The sequence below is a fragment of the Gaoshiqia sp. US2 genome, from assembly GCF_059705485.1.
Genome location: NZ_AP048550.1, coordinates 3,659,548 through 3,682,282, shown reverse-complemented (window position 1 = coordinate 3,682,282; position 22,735 = coordinate 3,659,548). Strand labels below are relative to the sequence as shown.

Sequence of the window (22,735 nt, the reverse complement as noted above, 5' to 3'; positions counted from 1 at the left end):
ATTTTTTGCCAGGAAAATTTGTTTTTTTAACAAAAATATTCCAATTTAGCTCTTGCAAAATTAATGAAATCTTTTACTCATTCTTAAAACTGATTGCCTATAGACGAATTTTACTTTTTTGTTTAAAATTAAATAGAAAGTAATGTTCAGTATGACTACGACGGACGACAATATGCTCGTCCAAAAATTCATTGGTGGCGATCAGTCGGCTATCGAAAGCTTGATTTATAGGCATAAGAATCGAGTTTATACCTACATCATTTTGATCGTCAAGAATCAGCAATTGGCTGAAGACATCTTCCAGGATACTTTTATAAAAGTAATCCGTTCTCTAAAAACAGGTAAATACACGGAAAACGGGAAATTCATATCCTGGGTGCTCCGTATTTCCCATAACCTGATTATCGACCATTTCAGGAAAGAGAAGCTGTTGAATACCACATCAAATGAAGATTCTGATTTTGATTTGTTCAATTCAGCCAGATTTTCAGATGATAATATCGAAGATCAGTTGGTCTGCGATCAGATTCGGACTGATGTACGGCGGTTGATCGACGAATTGCCTGAGGATCAGCGTCAGGTGATCATTATGCGACATTACCTGGGGATGAGTTTTAAAGAGATTGCTGACAAGACGGGCGTAAGCATTAATACCGCATTGGGGAGGATGCGTTATGCTTTAATTAACCTGAGGAAAATCATCGAAAAAAATAATCTGTTGTTGACAAGGAATTAACATTTATTAAGGCAATATTTTTCTGTTTTAGGCGTTTGATAAATGGGTTGAACAAAAAGAAATCAAATTAGCCTATGGAAGAAAATTTTACTTTAATGAATTTATTCTACACTTGCCAAGACGGATTTTGTGAATTGGGACAGAAACTAAAGCTGGAGGAAATAGGGATGTTAAAAAAAACCGGGAAGAAGAAGTACCAACCCTCAAAGCGGGTGCTTCAAAACATTTTGGATTTTGCGAAATCGTTTAGCACAGAAGAAACAACATCGATTGGCTATGTTGAAATGAATTTAAACTGATAAAAAAAATCAGCATGTATTGTAAAGCATCTTGACAAAGATGCTTTTTTTATTTTATATTTGTGATATCAAAATAATATCAATATGAATTTAAATTAAAACTACAATTATGGAAAAGGTCTATTCAGCAAAATCAGGTTATTTGATTGTTTCGCTCGAACTCATTCTGTTGCTAATGATCATTGGCGGTTTTATGCGCGGGTTGGTGATCCCGGCAATTTTATTCATTTTCATTTTCGTTTTTTTTTCATTGGGCTTTCTCATTGTTGAACCAAATAAAAGCGCTGTACTGGTCTTATTTGGCGAATACAAAGGAACCATTAAGAAAAACGGATTTTTTTGGGCCAATCCCTTTCTTATTAAAAGGAAAATCTCTCTTCGGGCGCGTAATCTGGATAGCGAACCAATCAAAGTCAATGATAAGATCGGGAATCCGGTGATGATTGGGGTGGTACTGGTCTGGCGGGTTAATAACACATCTAAGGCCGCATTTGATGTAAATGAATATGAACATTTCGTCAATATTCAAACAGAAGCAGCTATCCGCAAGCTGGCAGGCCTTTATCCGTATGATAATTTTGAGGACGAACAGGCTGAAATCACCTTGAGAAGCGGGGGTGAGGAAGTGAATGATGAATTGGAACGCGAGGTGGCAGAACGGCTTGCCATCGCGGGTATCGAGGTGATTGAGGCACGCATTAACTATTTGGCCTATGCACAGGAAATAGCCCAGGCCATGCTTAAACGCCAGCAAGCAACGGCGATTGTTGCTGCCCGCTTTAAAATTGTTGAGGGTGCTGTTAGCATGGTGCAAATGGCCCTGGATGAATTGAGCAAAAAGCAGATTGTCGACCTGGATGAAGATAAAAAAGCAACCATGGTGAGTAACCTGATGGTTGTGTTGTGTGGAGACAAAGAGGTGACTCCGGTGGTAAACACCGGTAGTATATATTAAGGTATCAGGCGAATCTACCTCTTTCGGGTATTTATGACACGAACAGGGGATTACATGCTAAGATGAGGAATAAAGATGGCAGGAAAGAAATCATTTGTATTGCGGTTAGACCCCAAAGACTATGAGGCGCTTGAACGTTGGGCTGCCGACGAGTTTCGCAGCATTAACGGACAGCTGGAGTGGATTATCCATAAAGCATTGAAGGATGCCGGCCGGAAACCCGGATCGAACCCAAAAGACAATAAAACAAATACTTAAAACTTTTGAATGATGAAACAATCTTATCAATGCCCCAAATGTGGCGCACGTAAAGCTGAGCTTGATCAAATCAGGACAACCGGCTCGGGATTCACCCGGTACTTTAATATCCAGAACCGGCGTTTTACAGCAGTTTCCTGTACAAAGTGCGGTTACACCGAATTGTACAAATCCGGTCCGTCGGGTAAAATGAGCGATGTATTGGATTTTCTGACCAATTAATTTTAAACATACGTTAGTTAAAAAGTGATTTATATTTTATAAAAACACCTTGTATTGTAAAACATCTTTCATCTCCGTTTGTTCTAATATCTTAGTAGTCAGTTTTATTAATATTTTCATTTGGAGTGAAAACAGGGTACATGGTTTAAAAAACCAAAAATATCTGTTTATTTGTATAAATATTGATATATAGTTGTGAAACAATGTATGTTTTTACACGAGCGGAGGTGAAAGATGTTTGATGAATCGCAATTAAAGGACTGCACCAACTGTGCAAGATCATGCTGTTTGAAGTGTTTCCCGGAGGAGGAAACCACCATATTTAAAACGTTAACCAAAGATGAGCTTGACTATTTAATGTCGTGCAAGCGGAATATTATCTTTAAACCTGGTGAAACAATTATCAAGCAGAATACGAATACGACACATTTTGTGTGTATTCGGGAAGGAATGGCTAAAGTTGTTGCCGAAGGTCCTAAAGGCAAAAATGTCATCTTACGCCTTATTTCAACTCATAGTCTGGTGACTGCCGGTGGAGTGGTGAGCGATGATATCAGGCATTTTACCGTGACAGCCATCACCCATGTCGACTGTTGTTTGATTGATTCAGCCCGCTTGCATAAGCTGTTGGAAAGCAACAGTCGGTTTGCTTATGAATTGTTAAAATATAACAATCGCCAAAATATTCAGATGCTAGAGGGTTTGGTCAGTTTAACCCAGAAATACATGCCGGGAAGAGTTGCCGACACCCTTTTGTACTTAAAAAATACCATTTATCAGCGTAATCCGTTTAATTGTAATCTGAATAAACAGGAACTGGCCGAAATGTCGGGAATGACCAAAGAGAGTTTTATACGGAGTATCAAAGAACTGGAAGTTTCGGGAATTGTTCGGCAGGATAAACGGGAGATTGAGATTTTAAAAGAAGACGATTTGCTGATGTTGAGCAGGCATGGGTAATTGACAAATATCAATTTTTAGCGCATCAAATGTCACTTAAGGGTCCGGGATTTATTACTGCCCAATATCTATTTTTAGAGTAAAATTTAACATTTGAAATTTTATTCTGAATTTAATAATAGTACTAAATCTCAATCCTATGAAAATCAGAGAAATACTCCACTTATTAGTAGTCGTTACCCTTGTGTTGTTTGTTGCTCCATCCTGTGTAAAAGAAGGTCCTCCGGGACTTGACGGACAAGACGGGATTGATGGCGTTGACGGACAGGACGGCCGGAACGGAAACGTGACCTGTTTGGCATGTCATAATAAAGAGAGCATGAATACTATTCGTGCACAGTATGAAACTTCTGTTCATGGCGTCAGTCCGCATACTCCAGACCCAACTTACATTTATGCCGGTAGGGGCGAATCCAGAAAATCTTGTGCAATTTGTCATACGCATGAAGGATTTGTTGAGGTCGTTTTTACAGGCAGAGATTCAATCACAAGCGCTTTATTGGCGCCAACAAGAATCGGTTGTGAAACTTGTCATGGTGGACACATTAGTTTCGATTTTGAAACTGATGGGCAAGATTATGCATTGCGTACAACAGCTCCTGTAAAGATGATGATGTACAATGACCCAACAAAAGTACTTGATTTCCAATCTTCATCAAATTTATGTGTGAAATGTCATCAGTCAAGAGCCGTTGCTCCCTTAGTGCCGGATGATAGTGGCAACTATAAAATTACGTCTTCAAGGTTTGGCCCTCATCATGGGCCTCAAGGCAACTTTTTAGAAGGCTTGGGAGGTTATGAATTGGTTGGCTCAGTTCCATATCCGGGAACAAAATCGGCTGCTCACCGGAAAGATACGAAAGCTTGTGTTACCTGTCATATGCACGAAGGAAACCATACGTTTAATCCTAATAAGTCATCTTGTACACAATGTCATGGTGAAATAAATAATTTTGACGTAAATGGGCTTCAGACAGAGGTTGAAGAATTATTAGTTGAATTACGCGGTTTGTTGGTGGAAAAGAATATCCTTAATCCTTCAACCGGATTATTCTATACAGGGACCTATCCGGTTGAACTTGCCGGTGTTGCGTATAATTATAAAGCTATTGAAGAAGACCGCAGTAAGGGAGTTCATAATCCGGGTTACATCTTAGCGCTGCTGAAGAATTCAATTCAGGCACTTCAATAAAAAAAGAAGATTTTAAAAAGAAGCTTCTGGTTACGGAAGCTTCTTTGAAATTGTTAAAGACGTTTAAACGCACAACAACATGAAAAAATTTAAAATATTCTTTTTTGCTGCTGTAATTGGATTAATTATAAGTGCCTGTGAGTACAACTTTCTGGTAGAAGAAGAACTTCCTCCGATCAACGGAGGTGGCAACGGGGAAGAAACGGTGTATTTTTCGACCGATATTCAGCCGATCTTCACCGCGAATTGCGCAGGTTGCCACAATACCGGAGGACGGGCGCCTGATCTTTCGGCAGGGAAGGCCTACCAAAGCATTGGTAATGCGAAGTATATTAATGTAAGCTCGCCTGAGCAAAGTTTAATTTATGCGTACCCGGGTCCAGGTACAAGTACTCACACCCAGAAAAAATATACGGCAGCCCAGGCCCAGCTTATTCTTGTATGGATACAGGAAGGGGCCAAAAACAATTAGTGAACATCTAAAGAACTTAAGAACATGAAAAAAATAACAATAATTGTCGTATTAAGTCTGTTGGTATGCACTAACTTGTGGGCACAGGAAGAAGCTCCGGAGCAGAAAGAGAAAGACAAACCGGTACGATTTGCCTGGGAAAGCGGCTTGCTGATCGATAATCAAACCTCCTTGATTCCAACAGTAAAGACACTTGAGTTTGTTATTCAGCATAAATTTGGCAGCATTTCCAACGGGCATTCCGATTTATGGGGGATTTATGCTCCTGCAGCAAATATCCGGCTGGGTTTAAATTATGTGATTGCCAATAACCTGCAGGTTGGTTGGGGAATTTCGAAAGCCAATATGTACAATGATTTGAATGCCAAGTGGACCATCCTGGAACAAACCCGGCGAAACGTGATACCGGTGTTTGTTACTTTGTACGGAAATATGGGCATTGACGGGAACAATAAATCGATGTATGAGCCAGGTTATGATTTTCCCGAACGATTTACCTATTTTGCCCAGTTGATTGTCGGGCGTAAAGTTTCTGAACGGATTACAGTTCAAGGAGCTGTGAGTTTTTCGCATGCCAACTCAGTACCCGAACAGTTTGATCATGACCGGATTGGTTTGCATGTTAACGGACGGATCAAAGTTACTCCTCAGGGAGCCGTCATTTTTACCTATGATGCTCCGTTGAAAATACAGAAGATTTCCGAACAACGTCCGGAGTGGGGAAACCATCCGGAACCAAGTCTGTCGTTCGGTTACGAAATCTCAACCAGTACCCATGCTTTTCAGATTTATGCGGGGAACTCGCGGGGAATGCTGCCGCAGGACATCATGATGAATAATTATAACAAGATAAATAAAGATAACTTTGCTTTTGGGTTCACAATCACCCGATTGTGGAGCTTTTAAGTTGGTAATTTAAAACTGAGGATTATGAAAAAGTACACAAATCTATTCGCGTTGTTAATGGTTGTTTTCACAGCCGGTCTGTTACTTTCGTTTGTGACTGTTCAGGACAAAAAAGATGGTGGCCCGTGGAATGTTCCTGAAAAATATCAGAAAATGAAAAATCCGGCTGCCAATGATGAAGCATCATTGAAAGTTGGAAAGCTTCTTTATACGAAGCATTGCAGATCGTGTCACGGTGGCGAAGGTTTGGGTGACGGACCAAAAGCCGCGAGCATGAAAACGGCCATTTTATCATTTAAGGATGCTAAATTCCAGACCCAGAGCGACGGTGTTATTTACTATCAGTCCATCGTCGGGCGGGATGAAATGCCGAATTATGAGAGTAAAATCCCGGATGAAGAAGATCGTTGGGCCATCGTCAATTTCATCCGTTCTTTAAAATAATTTTTGTTGCCGGGAGTAGATTTGGACTCCCGGCTCTTTTAATCTCCTGTGTGATGCGATTCTCAGTTAAAGTTATTTTTGTCCTTGTTTTTCTTTCTGTTGTTCATCCGGTTTTTGCTGATGATCAGGTGATGCAGGAGGAAAACCGGCATTGTTTGAAATGCCATGCCAATCAAACATACTCCTATTACAATGATTGGATTGAAGGCGAACAAAAGCGGATGATGAACCCGTTCTACATCATCGATTCAACAAGGTTTGTAAACGGGGTTCACGGTAGTTTTAAATGTTTTGATTGCCATTCTTCCGAATACGAAGCTTATCCGCATAGCGGCGAGTTGAAACTGGAACCATTGATGAACTGCATCGATTGTCATGGGGGCGACGATACGTATGCCGATTACCAGTTTGACAAAATCGAAGAGGAGTTTCAAAAAAGCGTTCATTACGAAATGGTTGGTGAAAGTTTTAGTTGTTCGAAATGTCACAATCAACATTATTATACCCCAACCGCCCGAACAAGTAACCGTGTGAGTGAAATTGTGAGTTATAACAACAGTTTCTGCCTTTCCTGTCACGATAACCCGGTAAAATACCAGACGGTTTCCTCTCACTCCAATCCGTCGCTGGCGCAGGTTCATGAATGGTTACCCAACCAGGAACTTCATTTTAAACAAGTCAGGTGCATCGAATGCCATACCGTGGTGGTTGACTCGTTTATGGTATCGCACAATATCATGCCAAAGCTGAATGCGTTGAAATCATGCCACGAGTGTCATTCATCCAACTCGTTGCTGAAGGCGTCGTTGTACAAATATCAAAATATCCAGGCCCGGTCGGGAGAAGGAAAATTTAAAGCTTTCATGATTAATGAAGCCTATATTATCGGGACCAACCAAAGCCCTTTTATGAGGACGATCAGCTTCATTATTTTTGGTTGCACGGTTTTGGCGATTGGCGCTCACTGGATCTTTAGAATCATTAAAAGAAAATAAGCATGAGCTCGGAAGATAAATTATACTTATACCCGCTTTGGTTAAGGATTTGGCACGGAATAAATGCCTTAGGGATTATTCTCTTAATCATTACAGGTGTCAGGATGCAATATGCCGATTTGAAATTTTTGGGTTTTCAATTTCAGGATGCCGTGACCTTGCATAATTATGCCGGCGTTTTGGTATCGCTCAATTATTTACTTTTTTTATTTGGTAATCTACTGACAGATAACAAGAAGTACTATAAAATTAAACCCAAAGGTTTGCCTAAGCGGATGAAAATGCAGATCAATTATTATTTATCCGGCATTTTCAGGAATGAGGCGGCGCCTTTTCCGATTTCCGAAAAAAGAAAGTTTAACCCGTTGCAAAAGTACGCCTACGTTGTGGTCATGTTTCTTTTTGTGCCTATTTTGATTGTTACCGGTCTGGCTCTTCTTTTCCCGGAATCAATTATAGAAAATGTTTATTCGTTTAGCGGGATTTTCCTGACCGCTTTGTTGCATATTAGTATGGGTTACCTGATATCCATTTTTTTGCTGGTGCATTTATATGTTGCCTCAATCGGGAAGAACCCGCTGGATAATTTTAAAAGCATCATAAACGGATATCACAATTCAGTTCATTAAAAAAGGACGAAACGTCGGTTGGCTTGAATGAGAAGCTGACAGATGGTGTGGAGCGCTGATCTTCGGGGTAATTCCGATATATAAGGACAAACTATTAACCTGTAAATAAATTGGTTATGAAACTACCTCCGGCTGTAAAAAACCTGATTTCTGTTGTTGGTGCCTCCATTGCATCAATCAGTTTTGGGATCATCGTGATTCTTTTTATCATTTCCTCCGTTTTTGATGCAGGAAGCTCATACCTCGGTATTTTTATCTATATCATCCTGCCAATTGTGCTGGTATTGGGGCTTGTTCTGATTCCCGTTGGTATATGGCGTGAGAAAAGACGGTTGAAAATTCACCAGGCAGAAGACGATTTTAAAAAATGGCCGGTCATCGATTTCAATAGCCAATCTGTACGGAATGCAACGGTGATTTTTATTGCCGGGACCATTGTTTTTTTAATTCTTTCATCCATAGGGAGTTTTGAAGCGTTTCACCTCACAGAGTCCAATGAATTTTGCGGAAAGTTGTGTCATCAGGTTATGACGCCTGAATATACGGCTTACCAGGAGTCGCCGCATGAACGGGTGGCGTGCGTGGAATGTCATGTGGGCTCCGGCGCCGGATGGTACGTGAAAAGTAAATTGTCGGGCTTGTATCAGATTTATTCGGTCGTGTTTAATAAGTATCCGCAGCCTATTCCCACACCAATTGCCAGCCTGCGTCCTGCACGCGAAACTTGCGAAGAGTGTCACTGGACTGAAAAATTTTATGATCGTAAACTGAAGACGAAAAAATCGTATCTCGCCGACGAAACAACTACCGAATGGGATATTCACCTTTTGATGAAAACCAGTGCTACTTACAGCGCGCAAGGACTACAGGAAGGGATTCACTGGCACATTAACCCCGACGTAAAAATTGAATATATCGCAACGGATGAGGGGAGAAACCAGATTCCCTGGGTGAGATATACGAACCTGAAAACAGGAGAAACCCATATTTATACGGATGAAAATAACCTCATTGAGCCGGACAAGCTGGATGTGTACGAACTTCGGGTGATGGATTGTATCGATTGCCATAACCGGCCATCGCATAATTATTTATCGCCGCCAAACTTTATGGATGAGTACATCACTTCGGGCAAAATTTCGCGCGAAATACCGGATATTAAGGTGGTCGCAATGGAGGCGCTCCATGCCGATTATCCCACAACCGACAGCGCGATGAATGGAATCAAGGCCGCTGTGATGGAATATTACGATATCATGTACCCTGAACTGCTGGCTGAGAAACCGCATTTGCTCGATGAAGCGATCGCTTCCATGCAGTCGGGCTACCGAAAAAATATCTTTCCCGAGATGAAAGTGAAATGGACAGCCTATCCGAATCACCTGGGCCATCTGGAAACCAACGGATGTTACCGCTGCCATAATGATAAACATCGGTCGGCCGAGGGCCGGGTTATTTCAAGAGACTGTAATTTGTGTCACGATATTTTGGCTCAGGGCACTGTGGATGCGATTGAATATTCCGCAGCAAACCAACCGCTTGAGTTTAAACATCCCGTGGATATCAGGGACGAGTGGAAGACGAGTTTTTGTGCGGAATGTCATTCAGGTCTGTATTAAAAGCGATCTGTAAGCTTTAATTTCGGGATGTTTATTTAAATTTGAATCACTTCAGCCAGAGTCGTTTTGGTTGAAGTGATTTTTTAATGAAAAATTGATGCCGGCACATCAGTCTCACAGCCCGTCAACGGAAAAAGATGAGTTCGTGTTTATAAACGGGATGGATAATGGCTTGCTGTATGGCGATTTAAAAAGTGTATTATGAAGAAAATTTTTGCTCCTCTGTTTTCCATGTTAACCTCAGTGGTATTACTGCTTGTTTTTGCGATAGTGATTGCCTATGCCACCTTCATTGAGAACGATTACGGGACAGAGACAGCCCGTATCTTGATTTACAATGCGAACTGGTTCAACCTGTTGCTGGCATTTGGAGCGGTAAATCTGATTGGCGGACTATTTTATCATCGGGCTTTTAAATTGAAACGCTGGAGCATGGTATTGTTCCATTTGGCTTTTGTGCTGATGATTATTGGCGCCGGTATTACCCGTTTTTATAGTTACGAGGGCATGATGCATATCCGGGAAGGCGAAACAAGCAATTCCTTGGTAACCGACCAAACGTTTATTCAACTTGAAGCGACTGCCGGCGGAGAAACAGATCAGGAAAACTGGGAAGTAAGATATTCTCCCTACACACACAATCATTTTAATAAACATGTTTCTCTTTTAGGAAAAGAAATAAAACTGAACAACCTGTTTTTTGTTCCGAACGGGGTTCAGTCTGTTATTGCCGACGAACTGGGAAACCCGGTGATGGCGTGTATCGTATTAGACAAGGCAGTGCGTAAAGACATCGCGCTGGAGCTTCAGGAAGTGCATCAATTTGATGAATTTAAGGTCAGCTTTGAAGGTGCAAAAGATCAGGAAACAATCTGGTTGGGCCGATCAGCAGAAGGACTGACTCTCATACCGCCGGATACAATGTTTATTGTCACGATGGAGGGACTGGAAGGCGACACCTTGTTTCCCGGAACCGAATATGCCCTGTCGAATAAAAACATGTATAAACTAGGTAAAAACCTTTTCGTGCTGCAAACCTATTTTCCGCGGGGACGAAAGAGTTTGGCGACGGTCCAGTCGTCAAACAGGGTATCATTTCCCGATGCCCTGCAATTGACAGTGACGGTTGACGGACAGCAGAAAGATGTGGTTTGTTATGGAAATAAAGGCGTGGTGAGCGAGCCGGTAGCATTTAGTCTGGGAGGGTTGGAACTGAAATTGGGTTATGGTTCAAAAGTAATTGAATTACCCTTTTCATTGCGTTTGAATGAGTTTCAACTGGAGCGTTATCCCGGATCAATGAGCCCTTCTTCATTTGCCAGCGAAGTGACTCTGATTGATCCTGAAACCCGCCTGGAATTACCATACCGGATTTATATGAATAATATTCTTGATTACGGCGGGTACCGATTCTTTCAGTCGTCATACGATCAGGACGAAAAAGGCACGATACTTTCGGTTAGCCACGATCGCGTCGGGACAGCGACCACCTATGCCGGTTATTTGCTGATGACCATTGGCCTGTTGTTTACCTTCTTCAATAAACGAAGCCGTTTCCAGTTTTTACTTCGGGCTTCATCCCGTTTAAAGGAAATAAAAAACAAATCGGTGATTGGCCTTTTATTGTCGGTGTTCCTGTTTTTACCAATTTTTTCGGAGGCGAATAATTTGAATGACCGGAAGATTGACGGGAAACATATCCGCGCATTTGATGAATTGCTGGTGCAGGACCGGCAAGGTCGGATTGAGCCGGTTAATACCTTATCGTCAAAGGTTCTGAGAAAATTAATCCGAAAAAATAACTTACGTGGAATGTCGGCTCCGGAGGTTTTTCTTGGAATGAGCGCTTTCCCCGAATCCTGGAAAAATGAAAAACTGATCAGAATCTCAAATACAGAATTAGCCCGGCAATTGGGTATCTCTGGCAATTTGGCTTCATTTAACCAATTGGTCGATCTGAATAAGGGATCATATCTCTTACGTTCCCTGGTTGACGAGGCCTATCACAAAAAACCGGTTGAGCGAAATAAATTTGATAAGGAGGTGATTGCTGTAGACGAACGGGTAAATATTTGTTATCAGATATTCAATGGCGATTTTCTCCGGATATTTCCTGATACGGCCGATTCGAACAGAACCTGGCATACCGAGAAAACATATTTTTCCAATCGGGCAGCAACAGGCCCCTCCGCCGAGGGACTGTTGCTGACTAATTATTTGCAGGCATTGCAAAAAGCGGTTGTAACAAATGATTATCAGGCTGCCAATCGCTCCTTGCAGGTTTTGAAAGATTTTCAGCATGAGCATGGCGCCGACCTGATGCTTTCGAAAACCAAAGTGAAACTGGAGATTTTGTATAACCGGTATGATATTTTTGGATTCTTCTCCAAGCTTTGCGGCGTATTGGGGGGCATTCTTCTGGTTATGCACTTAATTGAGATTTTCAATCCGAGGGCCAGCTTGCGCAAATATGTACTTCCCGGGACCATTTTACTGTTTGTAGTTTTTCTGATTTATACGGCAGGTATGGCGGTACGTTGGTATATCTCCGGTCATGCTCCCTGGAGTAATGCTTACGAAACCTTGTTGTTTATCGGGTGGGCGACCTTGCTGTCAGGCTTCGTATTTCTCCGTAAATCGCAAATTACGCTGGCCGTAACCAGTATCTTAACCTCGCTGATTCTTATGGTAGCCGGCATGAGTTGGATGAATCCTGAAATTACGAACCTGGTTCCTGTATTAAAATCATACTGGTTGATTGTGCATGTGGCCGTGATTACCGCCAGCTACGGTTTTTTGGGCATAGGCGCCTTATTGGGATTGCTGAACATGGTCATTATGATTTCGCGGGCGCCCAAAAATCTGAAAAATACCTCTCTCACCATAAGCGAAGTGGCTATTATTATTGAGTTAGCCTTACTGGTTGGGCTAACATTACTTATCGTAGGTTGTTTTATTGGCGCAGTATGGGCCAACGAGTCCTGGGGGAGATACTGGGGATGGGATCCGAAGGAAACCTGGACCCTGGTAACCATCATGGTTTATTCGACCATCCTCCATCTTCGGAAAGTTCCAGGGCTTTATAACCACTTTATTTTGAGCGCTTTGTCTTTGATTGGTTTTAGTTCGGTTTTAATGACTTTCTTTGGGGTCAATTATTATTTGTCGGGCATGCATTCGTATGCACAGGGAGATGCTCCTCCTGTTCCTTCATCTGTGTATGTAGCGGTTGTTGTCGTGATGATCGTCGTGGTTCTGGCAGCATTGTCGGAACGAAAACACGGGAGCGCCGAAAAAATGATAAGACCCGAAACGGAAGAGTAATCATTGATTTACAGCTGAATAAAATAAACCGGAATGCTCATTTGCATTATTAAATCATAAAGTTTGAATCAAAAGAACGACTTTTTGCAGGTATTCGGCCCGGATTCCTTATATTTACTATGGAAAAACTTTGGTTAACTTGCTTTTATTCATAAGGTATGATCATGTAACTATCTTGTAATTAGTTTGTTGCATGAATACTTTGTGATTTTTATTGCTAATGAGAGGATGGAATGGAAGGCCCGGTATTTCGTTTTTGGCCGATCAAATAAATGGGGGTATATGTTAAGATGGTAAAAAAAAGATGTTATTTAGTTATTAAATTTTATTATTCAATAGAAGTTTTTTAATTTTAAACAAATTATCATATATTTGACGCCGTAAAGAAGGGTGAAATTGCGACCATTTGTAGTAAAAAATGAAACAAATTTTATACGCAATAATTTGAATTATTAATTAATAACAGATCTATGAAAAAAAGATTATTACTGGTGGTGCTAATTAGCTTTGCAACTATCTGGGGTTTTGCTCAGGAAAATGCTGAAGGAGCAAGCTTTAACAAGTGGTCGATTGATGCAGGTATTGGTTTAACTAAGCCTTATCGCAATTTTGACGCAGGTTATTATGCAGCGACACCTGATTTTTTGGCAACAGAGATTGGATTACGCTACATGATTAACGAGTTTTTTGGTCTGAAATTCGGTTTTGGTTACAACCAATTTTCCGAAGCAAAGAGCAGCCTTGATTTCCAAACGAGTGAATACCGTCTGGATTTACAGGGTGTGATGAATGTTGGTCGCGTTTTGCAATTCGAGAACTGGACCAAAACATTTAACTTACTGGCCCACGGAGGTTTTGGCGTTGGGAAGATGGATTACGACCTGGCATCTGATGTAGATGACTACGTTGGCAATGTCATTGGCGGTCTGACCGCTCAGGTGAAATTGTCACCCCGCGTTGCCCTGAACCTTGACGGAAGCGCTTTTGTAAACGTTCGTCAACAGCCGTCTTTCAATGGTAACGGACCCGGCAGCGACAAAAACCTGGGAACTGTTTTTAACGGAACAGTAGGTCTTTCAATTTACTTGGGTAAAAATAAAACACACGCCGACTGGTACCTGCGTGGCGACGAAAAGTACAACGCGCTTAATTCGCGGGTTTCGGCCTTGGATTCACGGGTGAAAACCGTTGAAGACGAATCGGCCAAAGCCAGGGATCTTGCCAAAACACAGGGCGATGTTGAAGAGCTGAGCAAAAGAATTGCCGCTTTGGGCGATAAAGAACCAGGCGCAGGAAACTACGATGAATTTGTAAAGAAGCTGGTTAACGACGGGTATGCCAATATTTACTTCGACTTTAACAGCAGCGTGGTTAAAGGCGCCAATGCTTCTACCTTAGGTTTTATCCGCACTTACCTGCAGAAGAACCCGGGTGCGAAACTGGATGTTCTGGGTTATGCCGACGAGATTGGACCGGAAGATTACAACCAGAAACTTTCTCAACGACGCGCTGATGCAGCCGTGAAAGTATTGGTTGAATCAGGAATTGACGGTTCAAGATTAAATGCAGTTGGTAAAGGCGAAGATACCAGCGTGAATAAAGATTCTTCACAGGCTCGTCAGTTGGCCCGCAGAGTTAGTTTTGTGGTAAAATAAATGTTGCCGACAAAAAGATAACATTTTTCCCTGAAGAGGGAATTTATTTTAGATTACCCTGATTTGATAAGGTCAAGTCAGGGTAATTTTTTTTTGATGGTCATGATCCAATCCCCGGCATCCCCTTCATCGAATCCAATTTTTCTTTTCATCTCAGCGGATTGAAATTTTATACCTTTGCGGTTTCTAAACAAAACGGATGGAATTACTTTTTTTAGACCTCAATCTCCTGCAATGGTCGCTGATGGCTTTATGCGGTATGTTGATCGGTATGTCGAAAGTCGGCGTGCCGGGTGTTTCGCTGATTGTTGTGCCTACGCTGGCCTTTATTTTTGGAGGAAAACAATCGACCGGTGTCTTGTTGCCGATCCTGATGATGGCCGATGTATTTGCCGTAGGGTATTACCGGCGACATGCCCAATGGGGCTACCTGGTAAAAATTCTTCCCTGGGCTTTTCTGGGGCTTGGGCTCGGGCTTTGGGTTGGCGAAGTTGTCAACGATGAGCAATTTAAAGACACCATGGCCATTCTGGTGTTCTTGTGTATCGGTCTCATGCTTTGGAAAGACCGAAAAAGAGGAAAACAGTTTTTCCCTGACAAGTGGTGGTTTGCTGCTTTGATGGGAGTTTTGGGTGGTTTTGCCACGATGATCGGCAACGTGGCCGGGCCGATTTTTGCCATCTATTTGCTGGCCATGCACCTGCCTAAAAATAATTTTATCGGGACTACGGCCTGGTTTTTTATGATTGTCAATTTTGTCAAATTCCCCCTTCAGCTTTTTGTTTGGAAAAATATCAACTGGCATTCCCTGTCGCTCGACCTAATAACTCTGCCGGCGATAGCACTGGGAGCTTTTTTGGGCATCCGCCTGGTGAAAATCTTGCCTGAACAGACGTACCGGGCAGCGGTTATCATCATTACGGCTGTTTCGGCCTTTTTACTGCTGCTTTAATTTGCTATTTTTGTGCCGATGATCGACCAGACAACGATAGACCGGATTTTGGATGCCGCGGAGATTACCGACGTGGTAGGCGAATTTGTAACGCTTAAAAAACGCGGGGTTAATATGCTCGGGCATTGCCCTTTTCACGACGAGAAAACTCCCTCGTTTACCGTGTCGCCGGCCAAGGGCATTTTCAAGTGTTTCGGCTGCGGCAAGGGTGGCAATTCGGTTCATTTTATTATGGAGCACGAGTCGCTGTCGTACCCCGAAGCCTTGAAATGGCTGGCCAAAAAATATCACATCGAGGTCAACGACGAAGAGGAAACGCCCGAGCAAAAGCAGCAGAAAGACGAGCGCGAGAGTATGATGATCGTGTCGGCCTACGCGCAAAAATATTTTTCGCGTTTTTTGTGGGAAGAAAGTGAGGGTCGCGACGTTGGCCTCAGTTATCTGCGCGAGCGGGGCATCCGCGACGAGATCATCAAAAAATTTGAATTGGGTTATTGTCCCGACGGAAAGGACAGCTTTACCCGGTCGGCACAAAAAGAAGGTTATAAAATGGACTTCCTTGAAAAAACGGGACTGACCATTAAGCGCGACGATTGGGTGCGCGACCGTTTTGCAGGGCGGGTGATGTTTCCTGTTCATAACATTGCCGGGCGGGTGATCGCTTTCGGAGGGAGAACGCTGAAAAACGACAAGACCGTAGCCAAGTACCTGAACTCGCCCGAATCGGAAATTTATCACAAAAGCCGTGTGCTCTACGGTCTTTTTCAAGCTAAACGCGACATAACCCGGCTCGATAAATGCTACCTGGTAGAAGGTTATACCGATGTGCTTTCGCTGCATCAGGCGGGTATCGAAAACGTGGTGGCCTCGTCGGGTACGGCGCTCACGCCCGATCAAATCAGGCTGATCAAACGTTTTTCGCCCAATATCACCATTATTTACGACGGCGACGCGGCCGGGATAAAAGCCTCGCTGCGCGGGATCGATCTGGTTCTGGAAGAAGGGATCAATGTAAAGGTATTGCTCTTGCCCGACGGAGAGGACCCCGACTCCTTTGCCCGTTCCATGAGCTCAAGCCGGTTACAGGCTTATATCGCTGAAAACGAAACCGATTTTATCCGCTTTAAAACTCAACTGCTGATGAAAGGCGCCGGGAATGACCCCGTGAGCAAAGCGCGCCTGATCAATGATATTGTCCGCTCCATTTCCATGGTCCCCGATACCATTACGCGCACAGTTTACATTCAGGAATGCAGTCGCCTGATGGATGTTCAGGAAGAAGTTTTGTTCCATGAGGTCCGCAAGATTAAATTTAAAGACAGCGAAGAATTTCAGAAAAAAAACTTTCGGGAGCAATCCCGTCCGGCTCCGCTTCAACCGGTTCATGTGGGCCCGAAGAAAAATACCTGCGAAGTGGAGGAGCGGGAAATCATTCGCATCCTGCTGAAATATTTCCACCGGGAAGTATTTGAAGAAGAAGGTGAAAACCCAAATGAGCCCATAAGCATTTCGGTCGGACAGTTCGTGCTGGAAGAATTGGAGAACGACGGGCTTCGTTCGGATAGTGAGCTGATCAACCGCATACTGGATTTGTTTACTGCAAATCTGGGAAACGACACTTTCCGGCCGGAACAGTTTTTCATTCAGCATGGCGATCCGCAGGTAAGCAAACTGGCCAGCGATCTTTTAGCCGAAAAATATGTCGAAAGCAAGCGCTGGAAAAAAGGCGGTGCTTTTGTGGAAGCGGAAGATGAAATCCTGGATATCCTGGTTCCGAAAATTGTGCAGGAATATAAACTGCGAAAAGTGAAACACATGTTGGATGACCTGCAACAGCAGATTGCCCAAACGCAGGATATGGAACAAATTATGGATGTCCAGAATCAGTATATCAATCTGAAGAAAGTGGAAAAACACCTGTCTGCCCAATTAGGCAACCGAACCATCAGCTAAAAGAATAAGTATGAGAACCCTATTGATCGACGACCGCAACGAAATCAACCAAATTATCCGGGCCTGTAAAACCTGTTATGTGGGCATGAGCGATGAAGGCCGTCCCTATGTTTTGCCAATGAATTTCGGGCTGGATGGCGATACGGTGATCCTGCATTCCGCGCAGCATGGGCGCATGTGGGAAACTCTCAGGAAAAACCCCAGGGTTTGTATTAACTGGACGCTCGGCGAAGAACTGGCCTGGCAGGATGTGCGCGTGGGGTGCAGCTACCGGGTTAAGTCGAAGTCGGTTATTGTGGATGGAACGGTTGAGTTTGTTGATGATTATGACGAAAAGTACCGGCTTTTACAGGCAACGATGGCCCAGTACAGCGAGCGGGAGTTTAATTTTAACCGCCCGGCCGTGTTGAACGTGGGCCTGATCAAGGTGAAAATCGAACGCATTAGTGCGAAAGAGTTTGGCGCAAAGGCTGTTACTCCCTGGAATCAATAAACCTTCCGTCGACAGATGAAAACAGGAAAAGCTGAAAGACGATCCGGATTTGGGGGGAAAAATCGGAATTAGTTCGTTATTTTTGTTTTGCAGGTCGGCTGGCGACGACTAGGGCAAGCGTAAAGAGATCTTATGTGGACGATATTGAAGAATTGCGTTTGCCGGTTCAGGATGGTGAAATGGTTTAATAAAACAAATCCTCTTTTGATGAAGGGGGCAGGGGAGGCGTCTTATGATTTTTATTACCGGTGGAACGGGTTTGGTTGGTTCTCACGTGTTGTACAATCTGTTGAGGTCGGGAAAACAAGTGCGCGCGCTGAAGCGCGGCAGCAGTAATTTGCGGTTGGTGGGCAAAGTCTTTTCCTATTATTCCGGCGATGCAGATCGCCTGTTCGATCAGATTGAATGGGTGGAAGGTGATATACTCGACTACCACAGCATGGAGGAGCTGCTTGCCGGAGTTACCGAAGTGTACCATTGCGCGGCTATGGTTTCGTTTCATCCAAACGACCACGACAGCATGCTTAATAATAATGTGAAAGGAACAGCCAACCTGATTGATGCTGCTCTTTTTAACCGGGTCAGGAAGTTTTGCCACGTCAGCTCCATCGCGGCTTTGGGCAAAACACAGGATGGTTCGGAAATCAATGAAGAAACCTACTGGACGCCGTCCAAACAAAAATCGGCATACAGCCTCAGCAAGTTTTTCTCCGAAATGGAGGTCTGGCGCGGGATCGAAGAAGGACTGGAAGCAGTTATTGTCAATCCTTCTATCATTTTGGGGCCGGGAAACTGGGATGTGGGCAGCCCTAAAATGTTTCAGGCCATTTGGAAAGGGCTGAAATACTACACCAAAGGAGAAACCGGCTTTGTCGATGTGCGCGATGTGGCATCAGCCATGATCCTGCTGATGGATGAGACTTACTTCAGCCAGACAAAAAACCAACGGTTTATCCTGAATGCCGGGAATATGAGCTACCAGGATTTTTTCTACAAGATTGCCGATGTGCTGCAAAAACCCCGGCCGAAAACCTTTGCTTCCGACATGATCCTGCAATTTGCCTGGAGAGCTGCCCGTCTAGCCAGTTTTTTCTCCGGGAAAAGACCGGTGATCACCCGTGATACCGTGTCGGGTTCTAACCGCATCAACCGCTTTGACGGGAACAAGATTTGCAGAACTGTTCCCTTTAACTACCGTGAGCCCGATAAAACCATTGAGGAGATCGGAAAATTGTTTTTAAAAGATATCAGTTAAGTCATGCGGAAGTGATCAAAAGTTCAATTTCTTATGTTTAGAAAAAATATTATCTTACACGCTAAAATTTTGTAAAGGCGGTTTTTTTGTAAAGGCGTTCTTTACCTGTGAATGCCTGGTATTTTGGAAAATAGAAGGAAATGATTGCTGATCTGGTTCTGAATTCGACTTTACTGGTTACCCTGACTGTTTTATACAGTTTCCTTGCCAGGAACAAACAGTCCGGGATATTGATTTTTAAAATCATATCAGGCCTGCTGTTTGGAGCCATTGCCGTGGCCGGAATGAATCTCCCGGTTTATTATCAGCCGGGAATTATCTATGACGGACGATCCATTGTACTCTCTCTGGCAGGTCTGTTTGGCGGAGGGATTGTTGCCGGCATATCAGCGTTGCTGGCTGTGGTGTACAGGCTTTATATCGGTGGAGCCGGTATTTGGGCCGGTTTAACCACCATCATCACGGCTGCTTCGGTTGGACTGCTTTTCAGAACAATTTACGCAGGTAAACCGGAGAATATAAAAGCCATTCACTTATTAGGCATGGGCTTGCTTACCAACCTGGTGATGTTGTTGTGCCAGTTGTTGCTACCCTGGCCATTTGCCGTGCAAGTGGTTGGTCAGGTTTGGGTTCCTGTGTTGCTGGTTTTCCCGTTTACGACCCTGTTGATGGGCTTGTTGCTGAAGAATGAGACCAGACGTATTCTGGCTGAAACGGAAATCCGCGAAAGCGCCATGCGTTACCGGACCACCCTTCACAGCCTTGGCGATGCGGTGATTACCACAGATAACCAGGGAACCATCACCTTTATCAACCCGATGGCGGAGCAACTAACCGGTTGGACCGAGCAGGAAGCCCTGGGACAACCCATCGGTGTCGTCTTTCCTGTCGTCAACGAGAGTACCCGAGAGAAGGCAAACTGCCTGGTTGAGAAAGTACTGGATAAAGGAGTGGTTGTGGGCTTGGCCAATCATACACTACTGATTAACAGGCAGAGAGCAGAAATACCCATTGCCGACAGCGGGGCGCCGATCCGCGATACGAAAGGAAATATAACCGGAGTTGTGTTGGTTTTCAGAGATCAAACGAACGAGCGAAATATACACCGGCAAGTCCAGGATCGCGAACGCTTGTATCATACCCTGACCGATCAGTCACCTGTTGGTATTTTCCGGACCCGGGCAGACGGATACACGACTTACGTTAATCCGAAGTGGTGTGCAATCAGCGGTGTATCTGCTGAACATGCTCTTGGTACCGGTTGGCTGGCAGCTGTTCACCCGGATGACCGCGATCAGTTGCGACGGGGCTGGGAGCAGGCAACCGACAATGGGGCGAAGTCGGTTGCCGAGTATCGTTTTCGTAATTCAAACGGCAGTCCCACCTGGGTGATGGGAGAGGCGGTACCTGAAAGCACTGCCGAGGGCGAGATTCTTGGATATATCGGAACAATCACAGATATTACCGAACGGAAACTGGCCGAGCAGACCTTACTCCGGTCGCGGGAGAATTTCCGCCGGTTGATGGACGAATTTCCGATGGGACTGCGCATTGTGTCGCAAACCGGGCAAACACTATACGTTAATCAGGCTTTTTTGTCACTGTACGGATTTGAAAACCTGCTTGAATATGTTAGCGTTCCTTTGGAAGAACGTTATACCCGGGCCAGTTTGGAACAACATCAGGCTCGAAAAGCGAAGCGCAAAAAAGGGGAGCAGGTTGAGTCGGAATATGAAATCGGAATTCTTCACAAGGATGGGGGAATCCGGAACCTGCGTGTCTGCCGGAAGCTGATTGACTGGGATGGATCACCTCAGTTTTTAGTGATTTACCAGGATTTTACCGAACGTTATAAGGCAGAAGAAGCTTTGAAACGAAGCGAGAAAGGGTATAAAAACCTTTTTGAAAACGATTCGGCCATCAAGTTGCTGATTGATATGAATACGGGAGACATTGTCGATGCCAACCGGGCTGCCCGGGCATTTTACGGTTATTCGCGCCAGCAACTGAGGCAGATGAACTTGCGGCAGATTGTTTTATTTTCGGATGAAGAGCTGGAAAAGTTGCTGGCAATCGCCCGGAAATCAAAAAACAAACAATCGGAACACCGGCACCGGCTTGCAGACGGGTCTGTCCGCGATGTGGAGGTTTTCACCAGTAAAATTGAATTCAAAGGGAAAATCTACCTTCATTCCATTATTCACGACATCACGGAGAAGAAAGAAGCCGAAAACCGCTTACAACTTCTCGGCAAGTCGACCGAGCAAAGCCCGGTGAGTATTGTTATTACCGATCCGAAAGGCTACATCGAATACGTTAATCCGAAATTTACGCAAATATCGGGCTACAGCTTTGCCGAGGCCGTGGGAAAAACTCCGGCCATTTTGAAATCGGAACAACACCCCGTTGAATTTTATGAGGATATGTGGAATACAATTCTTGCCGGACAAGAATGGCACGGGGAGTTGCTCAACAGGAAGAAAAACGGGGAGATCTACTGGGAGAGTGCCGTTATATCGTCGATCCTGGATGAAAAAGGAGAGATCATTTATTTTGTAGCCGCTAAAGAAGACATTACCGAAAAGAAACGGATCATTGCCGATTTACAGATGGCCAAGGAAAAAGCGGAAGAAAGCGACCGGTTAAAATCGGCATTTCTGGCCAATATGAGTCACGAAATCCGTACCCCGCTTAATGCGATCCTTGGGTTTACCAATATTTTGGTTGAAGAGGAAAAACTGGATCAGGCCACCAAGGAAGAGTTTTACGAGATTCTGGATCAAAGCTCCGAAAATTTGCTGCAAATTATCAATGATATTCTGGATATCTCGAAGCTGGAAACCGGGCAGCTGGTGATGTACCAGAGCCAGTTTGATGTTGGGTCGGTGCTGAACGGGCTTTACACCATGTTCAAACAACGCCTGCACGAAACCGATCAGAAGGAAATTGAGCTGAAGTTTGTTCTTCCGGATGAGCCGGTCCTGATCAATAACGATAAGGTTCGGTTTAACCAGATTTTCATGAACCTGCTGAGCAATGCGGTCAAGTTTACCCGCCAGGGACAAATTAGCTTCGGTATTGCCGCGATGTCTCCCGAACAAATCAGTTTTTTTGTTTCCGATACCGGTATCGGGATCAGCCCCGAGCATCAAACGGCCATTTTCGACCGTTTCCGGCAGGCCGACGATTCGTCGACCCGCGTGTACGGAGGCGCCGGATTAGGGCTTTCGATCGTGAAAAAACTGGTCGAACTGATGAATGGCGATATCCGGCTTGAATCTGAAGTTGGCCGGGGAACTACCTTCACCTTCCGGATTCCTGTTTAAGCTTTAGATGAACCACGGCTCCTTTGTGGGTTTGGTCGCTGTTTAACACTTCTCCGAAAAAGCGGAACGCCTCGTCCTGATTTTTCTGTA

At 44.0% G+C, this 22,735-nt stretch carries 20 protein-coding genes; all 20 read left to right on the top strand.

The window, feature by feature from the left end; genetic code table 11:
- The first annotated feature begins 142 nt into the window (after positions 1 to 142).
- Positions 143 to 736, top strand: coding sequence for an RNA polymerase sigma factor (locus AC6H3C_RS14845; protein ID WP_423127943.1), 594 nt, complete (start codon positions 143 to 145; stop codon positions 734 to 736).
- Between the two features lie 74 nt (positions 737 to 810).
- Entirely contained in the window at positions 811 to 1,035 is a 225-nt protein-coding gene (locus AC6H3C_RS14840; RefSeq protein WP_497516185.1) for a hypothetical protein, read from the top strand.
- Positions 1,036 to 1,144: 109 nt separating this feature from the next.
- Positions 1,145 to 1,990 carry an SPFH domain-containing protein gene (locus tag AC6H3C_RS14835; protein WP_497516184.1) on the top strand — a complete coding sequence of 282 codons (846 nt, stop codon included), beginning with the start codon at positions 1,145 to 1,147 and terminating at the stop codon, positions 1,988 to 1,990.
- Between the two features lie 75 nt (positions 1,991 to 2,065).
- Positions 2,066 to 2,248 carry a type II toxin-antitoxin system antitoxin gene (locus tag AC6H3C_RS14830; RefSeq protein WP_497516183.1) on the top strand — a complete coding sequence of 61 codons (183 nt, stop codon included), beginning with the start codon at positions 2,066 to 2,068 and terminating at the stop codon, positions 2,246 to 2,248.
- 9 nt (positions 2,249 to 2,257) lie between these two features.
- Complete coding sequence (locus tag AC6H3C_RS14825) at positions 2,258 to 2,470, top strand: zinc ribbon domain-containing protein (protein WP_497516182.1); 213 nt, start codon at positions 2,258 to 2,260, stop codon at positions 2,468 to 2,470.
- Positions 2,471 to 2,704: 234 nt separating this feature from the next.
- Positions 2,705 to 3,430, top strand: coding sequence for a Crp/Fnr family transcriptional regulator (locus AC6H3C_RS14820; protein ID WP_497516181.1), 726 nt, complete (start codon positions 2,705 to 2,707; stop codon positions 3,428 to 3,430).
- A gap of 139 nt (positions 3,431 to 3,569) precedes the next feature.
- Positions 3,570 to 4,622 (top strand): multiheme c-type cytochrome, encoded by a 1,053-nt coding sequence (locus AC6H3C_RS14815; RefSeq protein ID WP_497516180.1) that lies wholly within the window; start codon positions 3,570 to 3,572, stop codon positions 4,620 to 4,622.
- Positions 4,623 to 4,701: 79 nt separating this feature from the next.
- On the top strand, positions 4,702 to 5,094 hold the full coding sequence (locus AC6H3C_RS14810; RefSeq protein ID WP_497516179.1) for a c-type cytochrome: 393 nt from the start codon (positions 4,702 to 4,704) through the stop codon (positions 5,092 to 5,094).
- 24 nt (positions 5,095 to 5,118) lie between these two features.
- Positions 5,119 to 6,000 carry a DUF5777 family beta-barrel protein gene (locus AC6H3C_RS14805; protein ID WP_497516178.1) on the top strand — a complete coding sequence of 294 codons (882 nt, stop codon included), beginning with the start codon at positions 5,119 to 5,121 and terminating at the stop codon, positions 5,998 to 6,000.
- A gap of 24 nt (positions 6,001 to 6,024) precedes the next feature.
- Positions 6,025 to 6,444, top strand: a complete 420-nt coding sequence (locus tag AC6H3C_RS14800; protein WP_497516177.1) for a c-type cytochrome — start codon at positions 6,025 to 6,027, stop codon at positions 6,442 to 6,444.
- A gap of 53 nt (positions 6,445 to 6,497) precedes the next feature.
- Positions 6,498 to 7,439, top strand: coding sequence for a cytochrome c3 family protein (locus AC6H3C_RS14795; RefSeq protein WP_497516176.1), 942 nt, complete (start codon positions 6,498 to 6,500; stop codon positions 7,437 to 7,439).
- Between the two features lie 2 nt (positions 7,440 to 7,441).
- On the top strand, positions 7,442 to 8,068 hold the full coding sequence (locus AC6H3C_RS14790; protein WP_497516175.1) for a cytochrome b/b6 domain-containing protein: 627 nt from the start codon (positions 7,442 to 7,444) through the stop codon (positions 8,066 to 8,068).
- A gap of 116 nt (positions 8,069 to 8,184) precedes the next feature.
- Complete coding sequence (locus AC6H3C_RS14785) at positions 8,185 to 9,687, top strand: cytochrome c3 family protein (protein ID WP_497516174.1); 1,503 nt, start codon at positions 8,185 to 8,187, stop codon at positions 9,685 to 9,687.
- Between the two features lie 201 nt (positions 9,688 to 9,888).
- On the top strand, positions 9,889 to 13,011 hold the full coding sequence (locus AC6H3C_RS14780; protein ID WP_497516173.1) for a cytochrome c biogenesis protein: 3,123 nt from the start codon (positions 9,889 to 9,891) through the stop codon (positions 13,009 to 13,011).
- A 470-nt stretch (positions 13,012 to 13,481) separates the two neighbouring features.
- A complete protein-coding gene (locus AC6H3C_RS14775; protein WP_497516172.1) occupies positions 13,482 to 14,666 on the top strand; it encodes an OmpA family protein in 1,185 nt (394 codons plus the stop codon).
- Between the two features lie 199 nt (positions 14,667 to 14,865).
- Positions 14,866 to 15,618 carry a sulfite exporter TauE/SafE family protein gene (locus AC6H3C_RS14770; RefSeq protein WP_497516171.1) on the top strand — a complete coding sequence of 251 codons (753 nt, stop codon included), beginning with the start codon at positions 14,866 to 14,868 and terminating at the stop codon, positions 15,616 to 15,618.
- 18 nt (positions 15,619 to 15,636) lie between these two features.
- Entirely contained in the window at positions 15,637 to 17,571 is a 1,935-nt protein-coding gene (gene dnaG, locus AC6H3C_RS14765; protein WP_497516170.1) for a DNA primase, read from the top strand.
- Between the two features lie 10 nt (positions 17,572 to 17,581).
- Positions 17,582 to 18,064, top strand: coding sequence for a pyridoxamine 5'-phosphate oxidase family protein (locus AC6H3C_RS14760; protein ID WP_497516169.1), 483 nt, complete (start codon positions 17,582 to 17,584; stop codon positions 18,062 to 18,064).
- Positions 18,065 to 18,296: 232 nt separating this feature from the next.
- Positions 18,297 to 19,319 (top strand): NAD-dependent epimerase/dehydratase family protein, encoded by a 1,023-nt coding sequence (locus AC6H3C_RS14755; RefSeq protein ID WP_497516168.1) that lies wholly within the window; start codon positions 18,297 to 18,299, stop codon positions 19,317 to 19,319.
- A gap of 140 nt (positions 19,320 to 19,459) precedes the next feature.
- Positions 19,460 to 22,645, top strand: coding sequence for a PAS domain S-box protein (locus tag AC6H3C_RS14750; RefSeq protein ID WP_497516167.1), 3,186 nt, complete (start codon positions 19,460 to 19,462; stop codon positions 22,643 to 22,645).
- The last annotated feature ends 90 nt before the right edge of the window (positions 22,646 to 22,735 follow it).